This is a genomic window from Desulfatibacillum aliphaticivorans DSM 15576 (assembly GCF_000429905.1).
Classification (GTDB): domain Bacteria; phylum Desulfobacterota; class Desulfobacteria; order Desulfobacterales; family Desulfatibacillaceae; genus Desulfatibacillum; species Desulfatibacillum aliphaticivorans.
The window spans coordinates 58,938-78,934 of the sequence record NZ_AUCT01000013.1; the positions used below are offsets into that span (position 1 = coordinate 58,938).

The 19,997-nt window shown below is 50.6% G+C and carries 15 protein-coding genes and 1 tRNA gene; 7 read left to right on the forward strand and 9 right to left on the reverse strand.

Features of this window, described 5'->3' with window-relative positions:
- Window positions 1-11: 11 nt before the first annotated feature.
- From rplU to G491_RS0114110, 6 genes are all read right to left on the reverse strand, one after another.
- Window positions 12-329 carry a 50S ribosomal protein L21 gene (gene rplU / locus G491_RS0114085; protein WP_015948847.1) on the reverse strand — a complete coding sequence of 106 codons (318 nt, stop codon included), beginning with the start codon at window positions 327-329 and terminating at the stop codon, window positions 12-14.
- 94 nt (window positions 330-423) lie between these two features.
- Window positions 424-2,016, reverse strand: coding sequence for an Rne/Rng family ribonuclease (locus G491_RS0114090; protein ID WP_028315045.1), 1,593 nt, complete (start codon window positions 2,014-2,016; stop codon window positions 424-426).
- Window positions 2,017-2,043: 27 nt separating this feature from the next.
- The gene (locus G491_RS0114095) at window positions 2,044-4,533 is read right to left on the reverse strand and encodes a TIGR03960 family B12-binding radical SAM protein (RefSeq protein ID WP_028315046.1); all 2,490 of its coding nucleotides are present in this window, start codon (window positions 4,531-4,533) and stop codon (window positions 2,044-2,046) included.
- 129 nt (window positions 4,534-4,662) lie between these two features.
- Window positions 4,663-7,101, reverse strand: coding sequence for a DNA topoisomerase (ATP-hydrolyzing) subunit B (gene gyrB, locus G491_RS0114100; RefSeq protein ID WP_028315047.1), 2,439 nt, complete (start codon window positions 7,099-7,101; stop codon window positions 4,663-4,665).
- 4 nt (window positions 7,102-7,105) lie between these two features.
- Window positions 7,106-8,236, reverse strand: coding sequence for a DNA polymerase III subunit beta (dnaN, locus tag G491_RS0114105; RefSeq protein WP_028315048.1), 1,131 nt, complete (start codon window positions 8,234-8,236; stop codon window positions 7,106-7,108).
- A gap of 290 nt (window positions 8,237-8,526) precedes the next feature.
- Window positions 8,527-10,086 (reverse strand): DUF4301 family protein, encoded by a 1,560-nt coding sequence (locus G491_RS0114110; RefSeq protein WP_035218993.1) that lies wholly within the window; start codon window positions 10,084-10,086, stop codon window positions 8,527-8,529.
- A gap of 243 nt (window positions 10,087-10,329) precedes the next feature.
- Here G491_RS0114110 and G491_RS0114115 point away from each other — a divergent pair, with 243 nt between their 5' ends.
- From G491_RS0114115 to G491_RS0114140, 6 genes are all read left to right on the forward strand, one after another.
- Window positions 10,330-11,667, forward strand: a complete 1,338-nt coding sequence (locus G491_RS0114115; protein ID WP_028315050.1) for a glycosyltransferase family protein — start codon at window positions 10,330-10,332, stop codon at window positions 11,665-11,667.
- A complete protein-coding gene (locus tag G491_RS0114120; protein WP_015948840.1) occupies window positions 11,657-12,517 on the forward strand; it encodes an HAD-IIB family hydrolase in 861 nt (286 codons plus the stop codon). Before G491_RS0114115 ends, G491_RS0114120 begins: the two co-directional genes overlap by 11 nt.
- Before the next feature lie 10 nt (window positions 12,518-12,527).
- Entirely contained in the window at window positions 12,528-13,562 is a 1,035-nt protein-coding gene (dapA, locus tag G491_RS0114125) for a 4-hydroxy-tetrahydrodipicolinate synthase (RefSeq protein ID WP_028315051.1), read from the forward strand.
- Between the two features lie 27 nt (window positions 13,563-13,589).
- Window positions 13,590-13,868, forward strand: a complete 279-nt coding sequence (locus G491_RS0114130) for a TMEM165/GDT1 family protein (protein ID WP_028315052.1) — start codon at window positions 13,590-13,592, stop codon at window positions 13,866-13,868.
- Between the two features lie 81 nt (window positions 13,869-13,949).
- Window positions 13,950-14,026, forward strand: a tRNA-Pro gene (locus G491_RS0114135).
- 69 nt (window positions 14,027-14,095) lie between these two features.
- On the forward strand, window positions 14,096-15,073 hold the full coding sequence (locus G491_RS0114140) for an NAD-dependent epimerase/dehydratase family protein (RefSeq protein ID WP_028315053.1): 978 nt from the start codon (window positions 14,096-14,098) through the stop codon (window positions 15,071-15,073).
- Window positions 15,074-15,084: 11 nt separating this feature from the next.
- On the opposite strand, the gene G491_RS0114145 is transcribed toward G491_RS0114140, so the two are convergent.
- Window positions 15,085-15,438 (reverse strand): DsrE family protein, encoded by a 354-nt coding sequence (locus G491_RS0114145; protein WP_028315054.1) that lies wholly within the window; start codon window positions 15,436-15,438, stop codon window positions 15,085-15,087.
- A gap of 394 nt (window positions 15,439-15,832) precedes the next feature.
- Between G491_RS0114145 and G491_RS0114150 the strand changes: the two genes are divergently transcribed.
- Window positions 15,833-16,621 (forward strand): Rossmann-like domain-containing protein, encoded by a 789-nt coding sequence (locus G491_RS0114150; protein ID WP_028315055.1) that lies wholly within the window; start codon window positions 15,833-15,835, stop codon window positions 16,619-16,621.
- Between the two features lie 29 nt (window positions 16,622-16,650).
- Here G491_RS0114150 and G491_RS30870 read toward each other — a convergent pair whose 3' ends face one another.
- Together G491_RS30870 and amrB are read right to left on the reverse strand one after the other, a co-directional pair.
- A complete protein-coding gene (locus G491_RS30870; protein ID WP_051327268.1) occupies window positions 16,651-18,870 on the reverse strand; it encodes a carbohydrate-binding domain-containing protein in 2,220 nt (739 codons plus the stop codon).
- Between the two features lie 240 nt (window positions 18,871-19,110).
- On the reverse strand, window positions 19,111-19,959 hold the full coding sequence (gene amrB / locus G491_RS0114160) for an AmmeMemoRadiSam system protein B (RefSeq protein ID WP_028315056.1): 849 nt from the start codon (window positions 19,957-19,959) through the stop codon (window positions 19,111-19,113).
- Window positions 19,960-19,997 lie beyond the last annotated feature (38 nt).

A 19,997-nucleotide genomic window follows, 5' to 3' on the forward strand; every position in this document is an offset into this window, starting at 1 on the left:
CCTGATATCGTTTAGGCTCCGGCCTCAATTTTATTGATCTTGAGAGCCGTGAAAGGCTGCCGGTGACCTTGTTTTTTCCTATAGCCTTTGCGCCTTTTAAACCTGAAGACCAAGACTTTTTTGGCTTTGCCCTGTTCTACTATCTGGGCGTCTACAGCCACATTTTCCACAGTGGGCTGACCCACCTTCACGTTTTCGCCGTCGGAAAAAAGCAGGACCTGGTCCAGGCGCACGGTGTCTCCGACCTCGCCGGGGAGTTTTTCCACCCGGACGATTTCGCCTTCACCTACTTTGTATTGTTTTCCGCCGGTAGCTATTACGGCATACATTGTTATTTAAACCTCCTTGACATCATTTCAAAAAACCGGTCAAGCAAAACCGATCTTATAAAGACAAAAATCCGACCTGTCAACGGAAAAAGAATCAACCACCGGATATTGGGGCGGAGTCCATGAACTCCATAATCTCAAACCGTTCAATATGCAGGGCGGGATCCGCCTGAATTAAAATAGGCGTTTCGATCCGCTGCTCCAAAGAAAGGACGGTGATGTTTTCCTCTTCCAATAAGAATCGGGCTATTTCCGGATGCGCCTTTACGGATATCCGGGATCCCTGGATATCGTAGGATTGGCGCAGAATTTCCCTGTAAATATTGTGGCAGATGCTCTTTTTGGAAAGGACGATGCCCTCTCCTTCGCAATAAGCGCAAGGCTCTGACAACTGGCGATTGATATTTTCCCGGGTCCGTTTCCGGGTCATTTGAATCAATCCCATTTCCGACATGGGCAGAACGTTGGTGGTGCTCCGGTCCTTTTTCAGGGTTTCCACCAGAACCTGATACACTTTATCCCGGTCTTCCAGCTTCTCCATATCTATAAAATCAATGACGATGATTCCGCCGATATCCCTCAACCGCAACTGATAGGCGATTTCCTTCAGCGCCTCCAGGTTGGTTTTGAGAATGGTTTCGGAAAGATCCCCCTTGCCCACATAACGGCCGGTGTTTACGTCGATGGAAACCAGGGCTTCGGTCTCCTCAATCACTATGTAGCCGCCGGACTTGAGCCAAACCTTTTTTCGGCCCAAACGGGAGATATCCCCTTCCAGTTGATAGGCGTCGAAAATAGGCTCGCGGCGATCGTAATACTGTACGGCGTCGCGCAATCCGGGCATGTTGGGCTCCAGAAAATCCTGAATTTCCCTGTACCCTCTTTCTGAGTCAATCACCAGCCTGTCCACTTCCTTGGTGAACAGATCCCTGACCGACCTCAGACTGGCTGAAAGCTCCTGATGCAGCAAAGACGGGGCGGAGCACTGCCAATAGCGATGGACCACGCGTTTCCAGACCCTGGTGAGAAATTCCACCTCGTGGGTGAGTTTTTCAGGCCCTATTCCTTCGCACACGGTGCGGACGATGTAGCCAAAAGGCTCCACCCGGGCTTCCATCAATTGCTCTTTTAAGCGGTTGCGCTCTCCGGAATCTGTGATGCGGCGGGACACCCCAATATGATTGGTGGTGGGCATGAGCACCAAAAAGCGACCGGGAATGGTAATTCGGGAAGTGACTCTGGCGCCTTTTTTTCCAATGGGCGACTTAGCCACCTGCACCATGATCTCCTGGCCTTCCCGGATCATATCTTCTATGCTGGGCCGAATGCGGGGAGGCCTGATTATTCTGGCGGCTTCCTCAATTTCATCGTCATCGTCCTCGGCGTCCAGCAGAATGACTTCCTGATCCTCCTCCTCATCTTCATGAATGAGGGGGGAGCCGGTTTCATCGGAAGGAAAATCCATGACCACGTCGTCAACATATATAAAGGCGGCCTGATCCAGACCTATATCCACAAAAGCGGCCTGCATGCCGGGCAAAACCCGCATGACCCTGCCCTTATATATATTGCTGACGATATCGGACTCTCCGGTGCGTTCGATATATAACTCAGCAAGAGCGCCGTCCTCCACCAGAGCCACCCTGGTTTCAAATCCGGCGTCATTAATTATCAGTTTTTTTTCCATTGCATTTTTACCCCTTATTACTAAGGGTCAACTCCCTGCGTTGGATGCAGGCTGCTTAACCACGCGGCATCCCGCCAACGATTCGGGAGAGAGTCCCAATATATGACCGAGAATCTCCATGGGCCGGATGCTCTTTCCCGGAATATTTTTTACAGACAAGAAAAAGGCTCCATCCCCCATTGATTGTATTTCAACCAATTGGGCCAGATCAAGCTCCCATTGCTTTCCCTTATGATTCGTATGCGTTACAATATACTCTTTCGCCTCGCTAAAGGCCATTATTTTTTCATCATGCTCCGGCTCGAGCCTAACCTTGTAATATATAACGTCCGGCTCTCCCGCCCTGGCTCCTTTGGTAAAGGGTTCGCACCGGAACGCTTCCAAACCCTCGGGCAGCCGCCCTTCAAGGCGCTCCAACATGTACTCGGGCTGAAAGCGGCTGTCTACAGTTATGATAAAATTTTCTTCCAGGCTTTCCATTCCCACCGGCAAGGCCTGAGAAAACGAGACCTTGGGCATGGGGTGGAATCCCTTGGAATACATCATGGGTATGCGCGCTCTTCGCAAGGCTCTGTGCACCTGGCTGATCATTTCCAAATGGCCCAGGTGGCGGGCGTCGTCTGTTTTGGAATAATAAACCATCAGCTTCCTATAGTTTATATTCTCCGAGCCCTCCTCGGATTCCTGGTTTTCGACTTTTTCAGGACTTTTTGAAAATATAGGCTGTATATTGGAAAAATCGCACACCCCGCAACCGGAGCAGGTTTCCTTGCTGCAGCCCGGGGTTTTTTCCACGTCCAGGGCCTTTTGCAACTCCTTTTGGAGGAATTTCTTCGTGGCGCCCATGTCTATATGATCCCAGGGCAAAGGCTCTTCCGTCGGTTTGCCGCCTATATAGTCGTCCGGATTTATGCTGTCGGCCTCCATGAGTTCCCGCCACAGATGAAAATCAAAATGATCGGACCAGCCGTCAAACCGGGCGCCTTTATTCCAGGCGTCGACCAGCAAAGGGGCCAGTTTTCTGTTCCCACGGGAAAATACCCCTTCAATAACGCTGACCTGGGGATTTTGCCATTTTGTTTTAACGCCGGGCCGTTTAAGCCTGTCTTTGATGTAATCCAGGCGCTCCCACGCCTCCTCAATGGAAATCTGGCGAGCCCATTGAAACGGAGTGTGCGGCTTAGGCACGAACACCCCGATGCTGGCGGTGATGTCGGCTTTCTTTCCGGCCAAATCCTTTAATTTGTGCACCAGGTCCACGATGCCCTGGACGTCTTCCTGGGTTTCCGTGGGAAGGCCGATCATGAAATACAGCTTAATCAGCTTCCACCCCATATAGAAAGCGTCGGAAACGGTTTGAATGATTTCCTCTTCGCTGATGTTTTTATTGATGACGTCCCGCAAGCGCTGGGTTCCGGCTTCCGGCGCTATGGTAAATCCCGTCTTACGGACCTTTTTGATCTCTTCCATCAAAGGGCGGGTAAGGGTTCCCGCACGCATGGATGGTAAAGAAACCGCCACCTGCTGCTTGCTGAATTCCTTCATGATTCCGCTCATGAGCCAATCCAGACAGGAATAATCCCCCACGCTTAAGGACAGGAGGGATATGTCCTCATACCCGGTTTGAGTCAGGGATTTGCGGGCATACTCCATGAGGTTCTCCGGCGTTCTCTCCCGCACTGGCCTATAAATCATCCCGGCCTGGCAAAAACGGCATCCCCTGCCGCACCCGCGGGAAATTTCCAGGCGCAGCCGATCATGCACCGGATTGGAATAAGGAACGATGGGATCTATAGGGAAATACGTTGCATTTAAATCCGGAATAATCGTTCTTTTGACGGAGCTTTGCTTGCCGGGCTTAGGAGTGAGTTTTTCTGATACTGCGTCAAACTCAAAATGGGAAGGTACGTAGACTCCGCGGATTTCGGCCAGTTTGTCCAGAAGATCGCTTTTTACAGGATTTTCCTTATTTTTCCATTCCAGCCAAGCATCAGCCATTTCGAGGATGGCTTCTTCTCCGTCTCCAATCAATATAGCGTCAAAAAAATCGGCAATCGGCTCCGGATTGCAGGCGCACGGACCGCCTCCTATGATTAAAGGTTGATCATCGCCGCGATCTTTAGAGTAAAATGGAATTCCGGACAGATTCAACATAGTGAGCATATTGGTGTAATTAAGCTCATAAAGCAGGCTGATTCCTATCCAGTCAAAATCCTTTAAAGGACGATGGCTTTCCAAAGTGAAGAGATCAATTTTTTCTTCGCCCAGCAGTTTTTCAAGGTCGTCGTCAGGCGCGTAAACCCTTTCGGCCAGGATGTCTTCCCTGCCGTTTAAAATGCTGTAGAGAATCTGAATTCCGAAATGGGAGGTTCCAATTTCATAAAGATCGGGAAAAGCCAGTGCGACCTGCAGTTTAACCTCTTCGGGCGACTTATGGACGGAATTGATCTCTGTTCCCAGGTATCTTCCGGGCCTGCGGACCCGGGTCAATATTTTGTCTTTTTCCAGTTTATTCATAGCAGCTGACGCTAATACTACGTCCGATTTTCCCCCTCAAACAGGGATCTAAAAAATTACATTGGGGGAGACTCAATAAAAATGAGTTCTCCCCCAAAAAAAAATAATCAAGCGGAATTTCACCTGAAATCAAATATCCAGCTGGGTGACCTCCAAGGCGTTGCTCTGGATGAAATCCCTGCGGGGCTCCACCTCGTCGCCCATCAACAGGCGGAACATTTCGTCCGTCTCAATGGCGTCTTCCACCTTGACTTTGACCAGCCGTCTTTTTTCAGGATCCATGGTGGTTTCCCACAGTTGGTCCGGGTTCATTTCGCCCAAACCTTTGTACCGCTGCAGGCTGATGCCTTTTTTGGACTCTTCCATCAAGTGATGAAGCAGTTCTTCCTTATTGGGCAGCTCCACTGTTTTTTCTTCGTCTTTGCCCCTGGACCAAACAACAAAGGCGTCGCCGTTTGCATCCAAGGCTCTTTTGCTGAGCACAGCGCATTTTTGAAAATCGGATGAATAAATAAAACCGCGGCCGATTTTAATGGGCTCCAGCTTGTCATAGATGGATACTTCGCTGGTGTCGCCCTGCCCTTGGGCTTTGGGAAGCGGGGTGACCATCAACTCGTACACCCGCCGTTCGTCTGAATAATCCAACTCGCTGACTTCGTATCCCTTGGCAATGAGATTATTCCGAAGCTCAATCATCCTGGCTTCATCCCTGAGTCCGGTCTTGGATATGATGCCGGCCTTGATGACTTCTTCCGCCATGTCGGCTGGGATGCCGCGCCTGTCCAACCTCTGCAAAGTAGTGACGTACTCGGTAAGATCGCACAGGAACAAATACATCTGATGCTCGGCCATGGGTTTGTCTTCGGTGGTTCTCCTGATGCTTCTGGATTCGCAAATGCGCCTCAGGAGGTATTCACTCATTTCCTGATCGTCTTTCAGGTATTTGGCCGCCTTTCCTTTTCCCACGCGATACAAAGGAGGCTGGGCGATATACAAAAAGCCTTCGTCCAGAATTTCGGGCAATTGACGATAGAAAAAAGTCAGCAGCAAAGTGCGGATGTGAGAGCCGTCGACATCGGCGTCTGTCATGATGATGACTTTATGATACCGGATTTTCTTAATGTCGTATTCCTCGGCGCCCACGCCGGTGCCCAAGGCGGTGATCATATTTTTAATTTCGTCGCTTTGCAAAATTTTGTCGAACCGGGCTTTTTCCACATTCAGGATCTTGCCTTTAAGCGGCAAAATAGCCTGGAACTTACGATCCCTTCCTTGCTTGGCGGAGCCGCCGGCCGAGTCGCCCTCAACCAGAAACAGCTCTCTCAGCTTGGGCTCTGAAATCTGGCATTCGGCCAGCTTGCCCGGCAGGGTGGAGTCGTTTAACGCGCCTTTTTTACGAGCCAAATCCCGGGCCCTGCGAGCTGCTTCCCGGGCTCTGGCGGCTTCCACCGCGCGCATGACCATTTTTTTGGCGATGGAGGGATTTTCCTCAAAGAAGGCGCCCAATTTCTCATTGACCAAACTTTCCACGAGGCCTTTTACTTCGCTATTGCCCAATTTGGTTTTGGTCTGGCCTTCAAACTGAGGATCTGGAATGCGGATGCTCACAATAGCTGTCAGGCCTTCGCGAACATCGTCGCCTGAAATTTTTGTTTGGGCGTTTTTGGCGACATTATCGCTGGAAGCGTATTGATTGATGGTCCTGGTGAGGGCCGCTTTAAAGCCGATCAAGTGGCTTCCGCCTTCCGCCGTGTTGATGTTATTGGCGAAGGTCAGGATGCTTTCGGAGAACGCAGTGGTGTATTGCAGGGCCACCTCAATTTCAATATTGCTTTTGGCGCCAGCCATAAAAATGGGCTTGTGCAGGGTGGTCCGGCTTCTGTTGAGGTATTCCACAAAGGATATGATGCCGCCCTTATACAGGAATTCCTCTTTCTCCTCGTCGGAGCGTTCGTCTTCCAGGGTGATCTTGATGCCCGCGTTGAGGAACGCCAGTTCACGCAGCCTCTTGCTCAGGATGGCGTACTGGTAATCCTCATCGGTCATAATGGTGGTGTCGGGCGCGAAGTGGATTTTGGTGCCGCGCTTTTTGGTCTTGCCGATGACCTCAAGCTCGCTGGTTTTCCCTCCCTTGGAGTAGGTTTGATAATAAATCTCCCCTCCCTGGTAAATTTCCACTTCCAGAAAATCGGACAGGGCGTTCACCACGGAGACGCCGACGCCATGGAGGCCGCCGGAGACTTTGTACGTCGCGTTGTCGAATTTACCGCCGGCGTGGAGCTTGCACATAACCACTTCCACGGCGGGAATGCCTTCCGTCTTATGCATGCCCGTCGGGATGCCGCGGCCGTTATCCTCTACGGTGACGCTATTGTCTTCATGAATAGTCACCTGGATATGGTCGCAATACCCGGCCATGGCTTCGTCGATACTGTTGTCCACAACCTCGTAAACAAGGTGATGCAAACCCTCGGTACTGACGTTTCCAATATACATGGAAGGTCTTTTGCGAACGGCTTCCAGTCCTTGTAGGACCTTGATATTTTCAGCGGTGTATTCTTGTGTCATTATTTTACATTCTCATGGGCATGATGACGGACAGATATCTCGGATCTTCAGAGCCTTCCAGAATGCAGGGCTTGCTGGAGTCCAGGATATTAACCTTGATCATGTCGCTTTTCATAGGATTTAAAGCGTCCACAAAAAAACGGGGGTTAAAGGCCGCTTCAAATGCCCCGCCATTAAAAGCAATGGGCATTTCTTCATTGGAATCTCCCAATTCCGGGTTATTCACGCTTACTTCCAGGCGCTGGGGATCCACCTTGAATCGGACGGCCCTGTAACGCTCAGAACATAAGATAGACATTCTTTTCAAAATGGAAACAAAAGGCTGCTTTTCAATCTCGAAAAAAGTTTCCAGATCATTAGGGATGACCAGATTATAGTCGGGATATTCCCCTTCCACCAGTCTGCCGATGATGGTTTCGGCCTCCTTTTGAATGACGAAATAGTTCTTCTGCACCCCAAGGCTTATCTTTCCTCCGCCTTCCGACACCCGAAGGATTTCGGTCATCACCTTTTTCGGCAGGATGACTCCCTTGGCGCCGTCAAAAGCAGGCGGCTGCATGCCTTCGTCCGGTATATAGTCCACCCTGGCCAGGCGGTTGCCGTCTGTGGAAACCATACGCAGGCCGTTTTTCTCCTCCTGGACGATTTTTTCCAGGTACACGCCTATGAGATGGGGCCGTTTTTCCTCTGAACTCATGCCGCCGGACAGATTGGTTTTTTCGATCATGTCGGCGAACACCAGGGAATCCAGTTCAAAAAGCTCCATCCCTTCCACTTCAGGCAGTTTTGGAAAGTCATTGGGATCCATGCCGACGATCTTGTATTGGACCTTGTCCTTGAAGATCTGCACCCAGCCGTTTTCCAGGTCCCGAACATCCACGGTGCCGTGGGGAAACTCCCTGACTATCTCAAACAGCTTTTTTCCCGGAATGGTGATAGTGCCTTCTTCTTCCACTGTGGCTGGATAATGGCCTTTAAAACCGATTTCCAAATCAGTGGCCACCAAGGTGATGGTGGAGCCCTGGGCAGAGATAAGCACATTGGCTGTGATGGGGAAGGTGGTTTTTCTACCCGCGATTCCCTGCACTTTTGTTATGCCGTCCAGAAAGATTTCCTTGCTGATTGAAAACTGCATGGCGTTCTCCAGAGTGATATTATTTTAGTTTATTCTAAAAACTTCATAATAAAAATAAGGATATTTCATATCTTCAAAAAAAGCAATAGGTCTTTAAAATAATTGAAAATAAATTTTTGAAAATATGTTGACACCCTTGTGAATCAGGCGCTGAAAAACCGGGGCTTTTGAACAGGAATTTTTTCTTTGTTAATAAGTCCCGATTAATCGTCAATGTTGCCGTCCTGGATTTAAACAGTCCGCAGCCGCCAAATCCAGGACCTTTTACCATAGCATAAAATAAGAAAAAATCATACCTGATGAGACGGAAGAAGGAGGTCGTTTACGGTTTTAACCGGATTAAAGGAGGCTTTGGACACTTCCACGAAAACCGTGTTCCAGCCCGACATGGACCCGTTCCATAAACCCGGGCGTTCCAGGGCCCTTAAGGGCCGCCCCTCCAGGGATTTTTCCGAAATAAAAACCGCATCATTATCCACAAAGTCGGTCAGGTCAAACTTGTTTCCCTGATAATCCGTAACTCCGACAACCACGTCCACGGGGTTGAAGTGGGTGGACGACGAAAAAATATCCACGGATTTTTGGGATTCCTTATTGATCTGGGCGCTTTCCACGATTTGGATGGTCGTGGCGCCGTCGTTTCCGCGCACCCAAAAAGGGGCGCCCCCGGGATCGCCCTCGTTTTTAACCATGCCGCAAATCCTGACCGGCCGGTTAAGCAGCTTAAGGACAGTCTCTCTGGTTGCCTCGGGGGTCAGGCCGTGAAAATGGGATTTCAGGCCGAATAAGTCCGAGACAAAGTCCACGGCTTCGTTAAGCATGGTAAAATTGGCGTCCTCCCGGGAAAGCATTCGGATGTATTTGAAAGTCCGGTCCTGGAGGAAGACCATGAAACCGCCCAAGGCCTTTTTCCATCGGGATCTTTCGGCCTTCAAGCGGTCGGGAACGACGTTGTCAATATTGTTGATAAAGATGATATCGTAATCCAGGGTATTGAGATTTTTCAGCAAGGCGCCGTGTCCGCCCGGCCGGAACAGAATGTGGCCGTCATCCGTGCGGAAGGGAATATTATCAGGCGTCACGGCTATGGTGTCCGTGGACGGGGATTGGACGGAGAAATCCACCAGATATTCCACGCCGATAAAATTTTCATAGGCCCTTTTCAGGGCTTCGAATTTGTCTTTAAAGTTTTCCAGCTGGCTTTGGCTGACCGTATAGTGAATATGGCAAAAGTGCCCTTGGCTTCTGCCGTATTGGGCGGACTCCACCAGATGTTCCTCAAAGGGGCTGCGCATAAACTCGCCGTAGCGATGGAATTTAATAAGTCCTTTCGGAAATTGGGAATATCCAAGGCCGGAGACGTCCAGCACCGCGTTTATGATTTCCAGGCATTCTTCGTTGGAATGTCCCGAAGGAACTTTCTTTTTATTTACGGAAAACAATCTATGGATCAGCGGGTAAAAGGCGAATTTTCTCAGATTGGAGACAAACCGCAGAATAAAAAGCGCCGTGGGATCCTTTTCTTTGGCTGCGTCCTCCAAAGCCGGAGCGGTTCCCTTCATTTGCATTTCACGCCAGGCGAACAACTCCTTGAACATCCTGGTGGAAGCTCCTGATGCTGGGATAAACTTAGCTATGGAACGGTCCTGCAGGGCTTTATCATAGATTTGGACGAAATGTTCGACCTGGCCGGGCTCCAAAATCCTGATGCCGTCGCCGGCCGTGCAGGGCCTGACAATATCCAGATAATTAGGCCCTTTCTCAAAGATGGAAAGCTGTCTTTCCATTTCCTCCAAAGAAACTTTTCTATCCTGAAATTGTTGAAGATCCTCTTTGGTAAATTGACTCATCCCGGACATTCCAATCCTTTCCCTGAGTACAGGCTGCTTTTTCATGATTATACGTTATGTGTATACCATAAAGGTCTTTTTCAGCCAATAAAAACCGGCCTCAAAATTTGACACCCATAGTGTTGTTCATATATTATTGGGAATATGATACTTAAATATATATGTTTGAATTTCAGACCGTTAAAAAAGTATTAACAAAGGAGGCGCCTTATTTCCGGTTATACTCAGACGCATAAGAATGTCATGACCCTTGAAATCCTGGGGAAACAGGACCGCACCAAGCTAAAGGGGCAATTGCGCTACGCGGCCAGAACCAAGAAGCCGGTGTTGGTAATGCCCTGTTTGGCGACTGAGTACACCCTGCCTGAAAACCGGCCGGTATTTGAAAATATTCTTAAAAATTTACGGCAGGTTAAATATCTTCATAAAATGATTTTCGGCCTGGACGCGGCCAGCTTGGAAGACGCCATGCTGCTCCGGGACCTTATCAGGCAGTATGAAATCAAGGATGCGTTCATCCAATGGAATTCCGGGCCGGTTTTTTCCAAAATATATGACGAACTGAACGAGGCGGGATTCGGCTTGACCGAACCGGGCAAGGGAAAAAACATGTTTCTGAGCTTTGGGTTATCCCTTGCTTTGGGCGCCGGTTCCACGGCTTTGGTGGATGCAGATATTCGGAGTTTCAGCAGGGTGCAGTTGGATCGTCTGTTGTATCCTCTTGTGGTTCTGGATTTTGATTTTTCCAAAGCCTTTTACACAAGAATCTCCGAAAGAAAGCTCTTCGGCCGCGTAACCCGATTGATGCTCAAACCCCTGCTTACCGCCTTAAAACGCCGGTTTGTGGAATATAAAGAATATAAAATGCTGGGTTTGATTGATTTTTTGATGCAGTTTAAATACCAGCTTTCCGGGGAAGTGGCCTTTGAGCGGGATCTGCTGCGTAAAATGCGTTTTGCAACCAATTGGGGCGTGGAAATATTCACTTTGATCGAAGTATATAGAAAGGCGGCCGCGCCGGCCCAGGTGGAGTTTTCAGACGAAGCCTTTGACCACAAGCACCAGATCATCTCCCCCACGGATTCGGGCAAGGGCCTGAATAAGATGGCCATAGACATTGTGACCACTCTGATGAACGCCATTGTCAGGGAGGAAGGGCTCGAAATCACGGACACCTTCTTTCGCGACATAGCCACGACTTATCAGGCGGTGGCCGAAACCAGCATTAAAAACTATTCGTATCTCTCTCGTTTTAACAACCTGATATACGACAGGGACCATGAGGAGTTCCTGGTTAAAGAGGTTTTTAAGAATTCTATTCTCCAGGCGGGCGAAATCCTGACCGCCAGATCGCGGGTGGCTGAAAATTTTTTGAAGGTGGTGCACACTTTTCCGGAATTCAAGCCCTTTTTGGAATCCGGCCTGGCGGACGCCATTCTTTCCATAGAATCCAAGTTGGACAGAAGTATTTTCGAAATTCCCCAAACGGTTTCCTGGGAAAGAGTCGAGACAAAAATACCTGATATTTATAATAAATTAAGGATAGCCATAAAAGAAGAGAGAGCCTTCTTTGAGTTATAACGGAGAAATTTTTCCTGTAATTTTCACCGACCTGGACGGCACGCTGCTGGATCATCATACCTATGCCTGGGATAAGGCGGAGCCGGCTTTGGCCCGTTGCCGAGCGTCGAAAATCCCGGTTGTCATGGCGTCCAGCAAGACCAGGGCGGAAATGGAGCCCTTGCAGCGGGAACTGGGTTTGGAGGGTCCATTTATTACGGAAAACGGAGGCGGAGTGTTTTTTCCGGGCGGAGGGGCCTTGAAACCGCCTTCTGAATCCGAACCGGACGGACTTTTGCATAAATTAACTTTGGGCGTTTCCTATTCCACGTTATGCCGGGCTTTGGATGAAACGGCTTTATTATTGAATCTTAAAATGACCGGTTTTCACAATATGTCGATCACTGATATAATGGAATTAACCGGTTTATCCTCGCAAAATGCTGAAAAAGCAGCACAAAGGGATTTTGATGCGCCCTTTGTGCTGGATCCCTCCACTCCTTGCGAAGACAAAAAACTGAGGAAAATATTCCGGCGACAAGGCTTGGAGCTTTCCATAGGCGGACGGTTTTATCACGTTCATGGCAAGGCGGATAAGGCAACAGCACTTGACAAAGTTGCGGCTTGGTATAAAACGAACGGATTCCAGGTGATTTCCGTAGCCCTGGGAGACAGCCAGAACGACTTTTCCATGCTTAGGCGGGCTGATTACGCCTTTTATTTGGGCGAAGGCCCAGCTCCCGTGGAAGAGGTTCCAGGCGTCATTCAGGCTGCGGAGCCGGGGCCATCGGGTTGGAACCGGGCTATCCTGGATTTTTTAACTGAACTCCCCAATATGGGGGCAATCAACAACCCTAACCAAATGGAGTAAGGGGGATGAGATGACAAAAGGCTGTAACACCGCATTGGTGACGCCCTTCTCTGAAGGCGGCCTGGACATCACCGGTTTGGAAAAATTGGTGGAATTCCAGATCGCCGGGGGCGTCGATGGCATCCTGGCAGTGGGAACAACGGGGGAAAGCCCCACGCTGTCCTGGGAAGAGCATCTGCAAGTTATTCAAATCGTAGCTGATAAAACCAAGGGAAAGGTAAAATGCATCGCCGGGACCGGCAGCAACAATACTAAGGAGACCTTGGAGGCCACGAAGCATGCAGCCAAAGCGGGTGTAGACGCAGTCTTGTTGGTTGATCCCTATTACAACGGCCCGAGCAGCCTGGAAATCCGCAGGGAGTACCTGACACCCACGGCCAAGGCTTTTCCCGACCTTGAAATCATTCCTTACGTGATTCCGGGCAGGACCGGCGCTCAGCTTTTTCCCGAAGACCTGGCCATTCTCTATAAGGAATGCCCCAACGTCAAGACCGTGAAGGAAGCCACCGGCGACCTGGATAATATGCGGAAAACCCGCAAACTTTGCGGCCCGGATTATACGATCATGTCCGGGGATGACGACATGACCCTGCAGATGATGCTGGATCCCGACATCAAGGCGTCCGGGGTTATCTCCGTGCTTTCCAATGTTGCGCCCAAGGCGGTTTCTCAAATGACCGCTGCGGCCGCTGCGGGAGATGCGGATCTTGCAAGGAATATAGGGGCCGCCTTAAAGCCGTTGTTCGGTTTGGTTGTTGTCAAAACCACGGAGGAGTCTCCGGTGGGTCCGGTCATGTGCCGGGCCAGGAATCCTTTGGGCGTAAAAACCCTGATGGCTGCTTTGGGCATGCCCTGCGGACCTTGCCGTCCTCCCTTGGGAAAAATGTCCAAGCAAGGCCTGGACGTGGTGGTTAACGCCGCCAAGGCCGTCCTGAAGAACAATCCGGAGATTTTAGCGCCGGCGGCCGAGTTCTTTAACCTGGATTTTGAGCAAAGGCTGAATGATCCTGATGTGTTGAAGGACCTGGCTTACGATTCCTACTAATGGTTTAAAACCGTTTTCGGAGTCCTGATGTTTGATATAAAAATTTTGTTTTCAACTTTTATTATGGTGTTCCTGGCGGAGCTTGGGGATAAAACCCAACTGGCCACCATGGGTTTTGCCGCAGAATCAAAATCCATGGTTTCCGTATTTATCGGCTCCGCTTTGGCGCTTTGTTTATCCAGCGCCCTGGCCGTTTTGGTTGGGGCCTGGATCGCCAAGCATGTGTCCCCGAACACCGTCCGAATGGCGGCCGGAGGGTTATTTGTATTCCTGGGCTTATGGATGCTTGTTTTTTCGGGCAAGTGATTTTGCGGAGGAAAAACAAAAAAATCCGTTGACAATAAGTCAATCAGGGGGCATAAAAGGCGCTTGTTTGTTTTGTGGTGTCGGGATGTGGCTCAGCCTGGTAGAGCGCACGGTTCGGGACCGTGAGGTCGCTGGTTCAAATCCAGTCATCCCGACCACAAGCCCCTTTTGCCCTTCCAGGCCGATACTCCCCTTGCTCCAGCAGTATAAAATAAAGGATTCAATCCATGAGGATACTTATTACCGGCGGCGCCGGGTTCATTGGTTCGCACCTTGCCGAGGCCTATTTAAAGCAAGGGGATGAAGTGTATGTCATTGACGATTTGTCCACCGGATCTTTGGACAATCTGGCTCATCTCCAGGCCAATGAAGAATACGCCAAGCGTTTATTCGTGCATGTGGACACCATCCTGAACCATGATATCCTCCTGCAAATGATAGGGACTTGCGACGTGGTCTTTCACATGGCCGCAGCGGTCGGCGTCCAATATATTCTGGATAATCCGCTTCGTTCCATTCGGATTAACATCCGGGGCACTGAAATGGTCCTGGATCTGTGCGCCAAGTTCAAGAAAAAAGTGCTTATCGCCTCTTCTTCCGAAGTATACGGCAAGCATTTGCACGCTCCTTTGGTGGAGACCGACAACATCATTTACGGTCCGTCCTCCAAATTCCGCTGGAGCTACGCCGCCTCCAAGCTCATGGATGAATTCACCGCCCTGGCCCATCACCGCGAAAACGGGTTGGAAGCCATTGTGGTCCGCTTTTTCAATACCGTAGGCCCGCGTCAGACCGGAACTTACGGCATGGTCATCCCGCGCCTTGTAAGCCAGGCTTTGACGGGCAAGGATCTGACTGTTTACGGCGACGGCGAACAGTCCCGCACCTTCACCTATGTGGAAGACGTGGTTAAGGCGGTCATGCTTTTGGTAAAGCATCCGGAAGCCGCAGGCGAGGTGTTCAACATCGGCGGCGTTGAAGAAATCAGCATAAAAGACCTGGCTTATAAGATTGTGGAAAAATGCGGGTCTTCCTCTCAGATAAAGCTCATTCCTTACGAAGAGGCCTTTCCCGCTGACTTTGAAGACATGCAGCGCAGGCTTCCCAGCATCGAAAAATTGAAGAACCTGACCGGATACGCGCCCACGACCGATCTGAACGCGATTTTGGACAAAGTGATCGAATTTTTCAGGAATAAAAAATAGAGCAGCCCAGTTTAAAAGGCCAGGACATGAAGCCCTTGCTTGAGGTAATCGGTCAAAGGCTGTCCCATATATATGACCTTGCAGCCCAGCTCCTTCAGAGCTTCCGAAACCCCGTACCGGTCCGCACAAGCCTTGCAGGCCAGGATTTCCACGCCTTCTTTTTTCATGTCAGAAAGCTCCGCCTGCAGATTTTCATCCTCCGAAAGCAGCTTGGCGGAAGGCCCCCAGACCACCAGCTTCACGGACTCCCACCATCCGTGGATTTTGGAATTCCTGCAATACATAAAGACCATGTTCATGGCGACCTCAGGGTCTTTAGAGCTCCAGACCACAACCAATGCGTCTTTTGAATGGGCGTCATTCATGGTAAAATCCTTTCTTTATACAGCTGTATATGGCTTTGGGATTACCAAAAAAACAATTGCGCTCAGCAGTTTCGCCCGGTAATTCAGCGTTATTCCTTAATGACTGAGAACCATCTCGTTTCATGACACGCCGGGCACTTGCCGAGAGTTTTTTTCCTGGACCGTGTTGCTTTATATCTGATTCCTCCAGCATCCCAGACAGATATTTTCCAACCGCACGGGCATAGCAGGAACCAGGTTTTGGATTCCGCCTCCATGCGGGAAAAAAGGCCTTTAGGACACAGAAACTTAACTACTCTTTGCAGACGGCTCATATTCCTGTCATTACCTTTTCTAACGCAGCATGGTATGAAGTTGTTAAGGGTCAATCATCTTTTTGTATAGGAGGATTATCATGAGTGAACTTGCCAAGGATATCCTACACGCCGTCAGGGATCAAGCCTCCATTTTTTCTTCAATTCCCGAGGTTCGCATGGTCGCCATGTCCTTGGGATACACCTTTGTGGAGTTGGAAAACGACCGCATGGGCATATGCTTTACTCCGCGCGCATCCAGCCCCTCCTGCACGCACTACAGCCGGGCGGGAAGCCTTTCGAAAATGGGCTTGCTGGAATTGGCGGGTTTAATGATTTCGGACAACCCCCTGGAAAAAAGCGTGGGCATAGCCGCCGCTAACGTGCTTTCCCAGATAATCATGGATCGGGAGCCTGATAAATTTCAATTTTCTGATCAGGATCTTATGGACATAGCCCCCGTGGGGCCTCTCAAGGCGGGCATGGTGGGATATATTGCTCCGTTCGTCCCCATGCTGCTGAAACGCTATAGGTCTTTGACCATCGTGGACGATAATCCGGAATTCAATCCCGGAAAACAGGCGAACGGATGCCTGATCAGCCGGAATATCACCGATTTGTCCAATGTGGATGTATTGATTATAACAGGATCGGCTGCTGTTGTGGGGGATTTTGACAAAATCCTTAATGCCGCCAACTCAACGCGTTTTATAGGGATAGTAGGCCCTTCGGCGGGATGGCTGCCCGGCCCGGCTTTTGATAAAGGGGTTCACGCTGTGGGCGGAACAAAAATATTGAACATTGATGGCGCCCGCAGCGCCATTCTTGAGGGGGGCGGATTTCCCCATATCAAAAAATTCGGCCTGAAATACACCTTGGTCAATAAATAATCGGTCCGGAATTTCCGGGCCGGTTTCAATCAGTCTATGTTCGTCACGATATTGTTGATGGTGAAGGTTCTGTATTTCGTCCCCGGGGTGTATGTCCCGCCTTCGTACAAACCGTCCGTCGCCGTACCTGTTGACGAGCCCCCGAAGTAAAGATCGTAGGATGTTCCAGGACTCAAGGCCGGCATGGAGAAGCATACGGCTTCATATCTCTTGCTCGGGGCGAAGGTAAAGACTTCGTTTCCGGAGCTATTCTGCACGTGAATCAGGGTTCCGGCGGCCCTATCCTCAAAGCGGTTTCTATACAATACCGAGTACTGGGTGGTGTCTTGATAGGTCGGCGCCTGGGCCATGCCCGAGCTTCCGGCGGCGATGAGGTATCCGCCCGTAAGTACGAACTTGGTGTCATAGTCAAGCGCGCCGTTGCCGTTTTCTTCAGGTCCGTTCACCAGCAGGGTTCCGCCGCTCATATAAAAGGACCCGTTTACGTCAATGCCGTCTCCATCGGCGTCCACCACAATATAGCCGCCGTTGATATAGAGAAAATTGTTGCTTGTGTCAGGCCACATGCCTCCGCCCGAACTGTCCGCGCCCCCGGCCACGTTCACTCCGTCGTCGCTGGCTGTGATGTGAAAATTTCCGTCGTTGATGGTGATGACAGCGCCTTCCAAGCCTTCGTAGCACTTTGTAATGGCGAAAGTCCCTCCGTCAATGGTGATCGCAGAGTCCGAATGCACGCCGTCGTCGCCGGTTGCAATGGAGAAGTCGCCGCCCGTAATTACAATATCCTGGTCCGAATGAACCGCGTCGTCCGCCGTATTGATGGTAAAGTCGCCGGCGCCTATGTTGATTTCCACAACCGCCTTGATCCCCTTGGCGGAATCGTTATCGCCGATGGTTGCGTTGCTGCCGCCTCCGGCCGTCAGGTTAAAGGCTCCGCCGGTGATGTTCACGTCCGTCTCCGCCTGGATGCAGTCGTTTCCTGAGACGATGGTAAAACTTCCCCCGCTGATCGTGATGTAACCCAGGTTTGCGTCTTCGTCCTCCGTGGACTTGAGGCCGTCGCCGTCTGCGTTCACGGTAAAGGTTCCGCCCTGGATGCTCAGGTAATCCTTGCCCTGGATGCCGTCATCCACGGAATTGACCACAAATACGCCGTTTTCTATTATAAGGCCGTCCTTGCTTTTAATGGCGTCTTTGTAATTGGCGTCCACGTCAAGCAGGCCGGATCCCCGGATGGTCAGGTCGTCCTTGCTGAAAACCGGGGCGTCCGGCTCGTCTTCACCGTCTTCAAATACGTAGTTGTTTGTATCAACAAAGTAATTTTCTGTGTTTTCAGCCAGTTCAACGATCACTTCCTCGGCATTGGAGACGAAAAAGGGCGCAGAGGACGTGCAAGTAACGGAAACGCCGTTTAAAATGATAATAACCGGTTTAGTATCGCTGGAATCCACAATAATTTGGCCGTCGTTCAGGGTCCCGCTGATGCTGTACGTTCCTCCTGCGTTGATGGTGACGATGGCGCCGTCCGCCGTTGCGCCCTCGCCGTCCACGGTTATGGAGGCGTCGTTTAATGTTATGCGGGTTACTCCTTTGTTTTGGATGAAATTCAAGATAAAAAGCGCTTCCCGCAAACCGATGGCGCCGCCGCCGTCCACGTCGGACCCGGTGTAGATGACGGAGTCCGGCGCCATGCCCGCCATAATCTCCAAGGAGAGAATGGCGTCGTCCATTTCCACGTTTCCGTTGCCATCGATATCCCCTTCTGATGCGGCCAGTTCCGAATTTTCAGCGCCAAAGCTGGGAACGAGCTTGGCGAACTCTCCGTTTCCGTTGGGATGCCGCCCGGTGCTCACGTCCGTCTCCTGGGCGCCGAAAACAACCTGATCTATAACCGATCCATCAGAGGCGGATAGAATGATGGCTTCTCCTGACTTGGATAACTTAAAATTTGTGTGCACCCCTTCGTCGCCCTCATCGTTATCCGCCCAGATGCACAGGTATCCGCCCGCTGCAATGGTTGCGGCGGGGAAAGTCCATTGGGCGGGATCCTCCAAGTCGTCGGAAAGATGATATCCTTCCAGGGATATTGAAGAAGGGCTGCTATTATACAGTTCAATCCAGTCGTCGTAATCCCCTGTAGGATCAGCGGCTATGGAGTCGTTGTCGGCCATGAATTCGTTGATTACCAAGTTGCAAAGGCCTTGTTGAGCGCCAAAAGCCGCAAGCACGGCAAACAGGGTAAAGGCCATAATCAGACCATTTCCAATAGGCGAGCATGTTTTAAAACAGGAGTGCATGGTGAGTACTTTCCCCCTGGGTATGATGTACTTAACTGATTAAAAACGTTAAATAACGGAAATCTTATTTAATAGGCGGCAAATCCTTTGTTTGAGTTACATTAGGGAGAAAATTAATAAAAAAGCCCCCGCCCAAAGCGTGCTGGCGGGCGGGAGGCTGACTGGTTTGTTGCGTCCATAATCAAATATTATTTAAAAAATCGCCCCAACATACCCTACAAAGCTTTCGTTGGGAACCACGTCGCAGCTGGTGGAGTAAGCCAGAATCTGGGATTTTTCAGCTCCAAGGCTTTTGGCGGCGGCCATGGCTGTGGCGGCGGCGCCTCCGCAGCAGGCGTTGGAGTTTTCCATGGCTTGGTCAATCACCCCTTGGGGGTCCATGGCTTCTATTCTTTCCACGAGCTTTTTGTCGTTTTCGTTTTTAACCCATTGGATGGCTTTGGGCCCGGACCCCACGGGGGAGAAACCGTAATTGGCGCCGTAATGGGTCAGGTCGGTGGAGCCGATCACCTTGGCGGTATACCCAAAGTGCCTGGCTATATCCACAAAGGCTTCGCCAATAGCCAATGACCGGGAGACGGGCGGAACGCCAATGGGGACGATGCGCACGTCCGGAAAGAAATACTTGATAAAGGGCAATTGCAGTTCGATGGTGTTATCCTGCACATGCCTGTCCGGGGATTCGATTTCGAACCGAAACCCTTTGGCAAGCTGTCCGGCGACGTCCTCGGCGATGGCTAAAGGCCCGAAGGGCGTCTCCCACGCGCCGGAAGCCATGATAAAATTGGGATGCCGGGGCCCCAGATGCATGCCGAAAACCGCAATGACGTCAGGCGGGTTGTTTTTTTTTAGAGCGGCGATCACCTGGGCCGCGATCTTTCCGGAATAGACCCATCCGGCATGGGGGACGATGCCGCCGATTCTTTTGACTTCGGGCTTTACCTGGGGCAGGTCCGCAATGAAATCTTCTATTTTTTCCCGGCACTCATTTTCCGAGGCCGGATACCAACTGCCCATAAATTGCGCTCTGCGGATTTCCATGGTCTTCCCCTTTGCGATAAAATCATTATTATTATCTC

Coding starts and splice junctions, on each gene's coding strand:
- rplU (WP_015948847.1), bottom strand. CDS start 329: ATGTATGCCGTAATAGCTACCGGCGGAAAACAATACAAAGTAGGTGAA.
- G491_RS0114090 (WP_028315045.1), bottom strand. CDS start 2,016: ATGGAAAAAAAACTGATAATTAATGACGCCGGATTTGAAACCAGGGTG.
- G491_RS0114095 (WP_028315046.1), bottom strand. CDS start 4,533: ATGAATAAACTGGAAAAAGACAAAATATTGACCCGGGTCCGCAGGCCC.
- gyrB (WP_028315047.1), bottom strand. CDS start 7,101: ATGACACAAGAATACACCGCTGAAAATATCAAGGTCCTACAAGGACTG.
- dnaN (WP_028315048.1), bottom strand. CDS start 8,236: ATGCAGTTTTCAATCAGCAAGGAAATCTTTCTGGACGGCATAACAAAA.
- G491_RS0114110 (WP_035218993.1), bottom strand. CDS start 10,086: ATGAGTCAATTTACCAAAGAGGATCTTCAACAATTTCAGGATAGAAAA.
- G491_RS0114115 (WP_028315050.1), top strand. CDS start 10,330: ATGACCCTTGAAATCCTGGGGAAACAGGACCGCACCAAGCTAAAGGGG.
- dapA (WP_028315051.1), top strand. CDS start 12,528: ATGACAAAAGGCTGTAACACCGCATTGGTGACGCCCTTCTCTGAAGGC.
- G491_RS0114130 (WP_028315052.1), top strand. CDS start 13,590: ATGTTTGATATAAAAATTTTGTTTTCAACTTTTATTATGGTGTTCCTG.
- G491_RS0114140 (WP_028315053.1), top strand. CDS start 14,096: ATGAGGATACTTATTACCGGCGGCGCCGGGTTCATTGGTTCGCACCTT.
- G491_RS0114145 (WP_028315054.1), bottom strand. CDS start 15,438: ATGAATGACGCCCATTCAAAAGACGCATTGGTTGTGGTCTGGAGCTCT.
- G491_RS0114150 (WP_028315055.1), top strand. CDS start 15,833: ATGAGTGAACTTGCCAAGGATATCCTACACGCCGTCAGGGATCAAGCC.
- G491_RS30870 (WP_051327268.1), bottom strand. CDS start 18,870: ATGGCCTTTACCCTGTTTGCCGTGCTTGCGGCTTTTGGCGCTCAACAA.
- amrB (WP_028315056.1), bottom strand. CDS start 19,959: ATGGAAATCCGCAGAGCGCAATTTATGGGCAGTTGGTATCCGGCCTCG.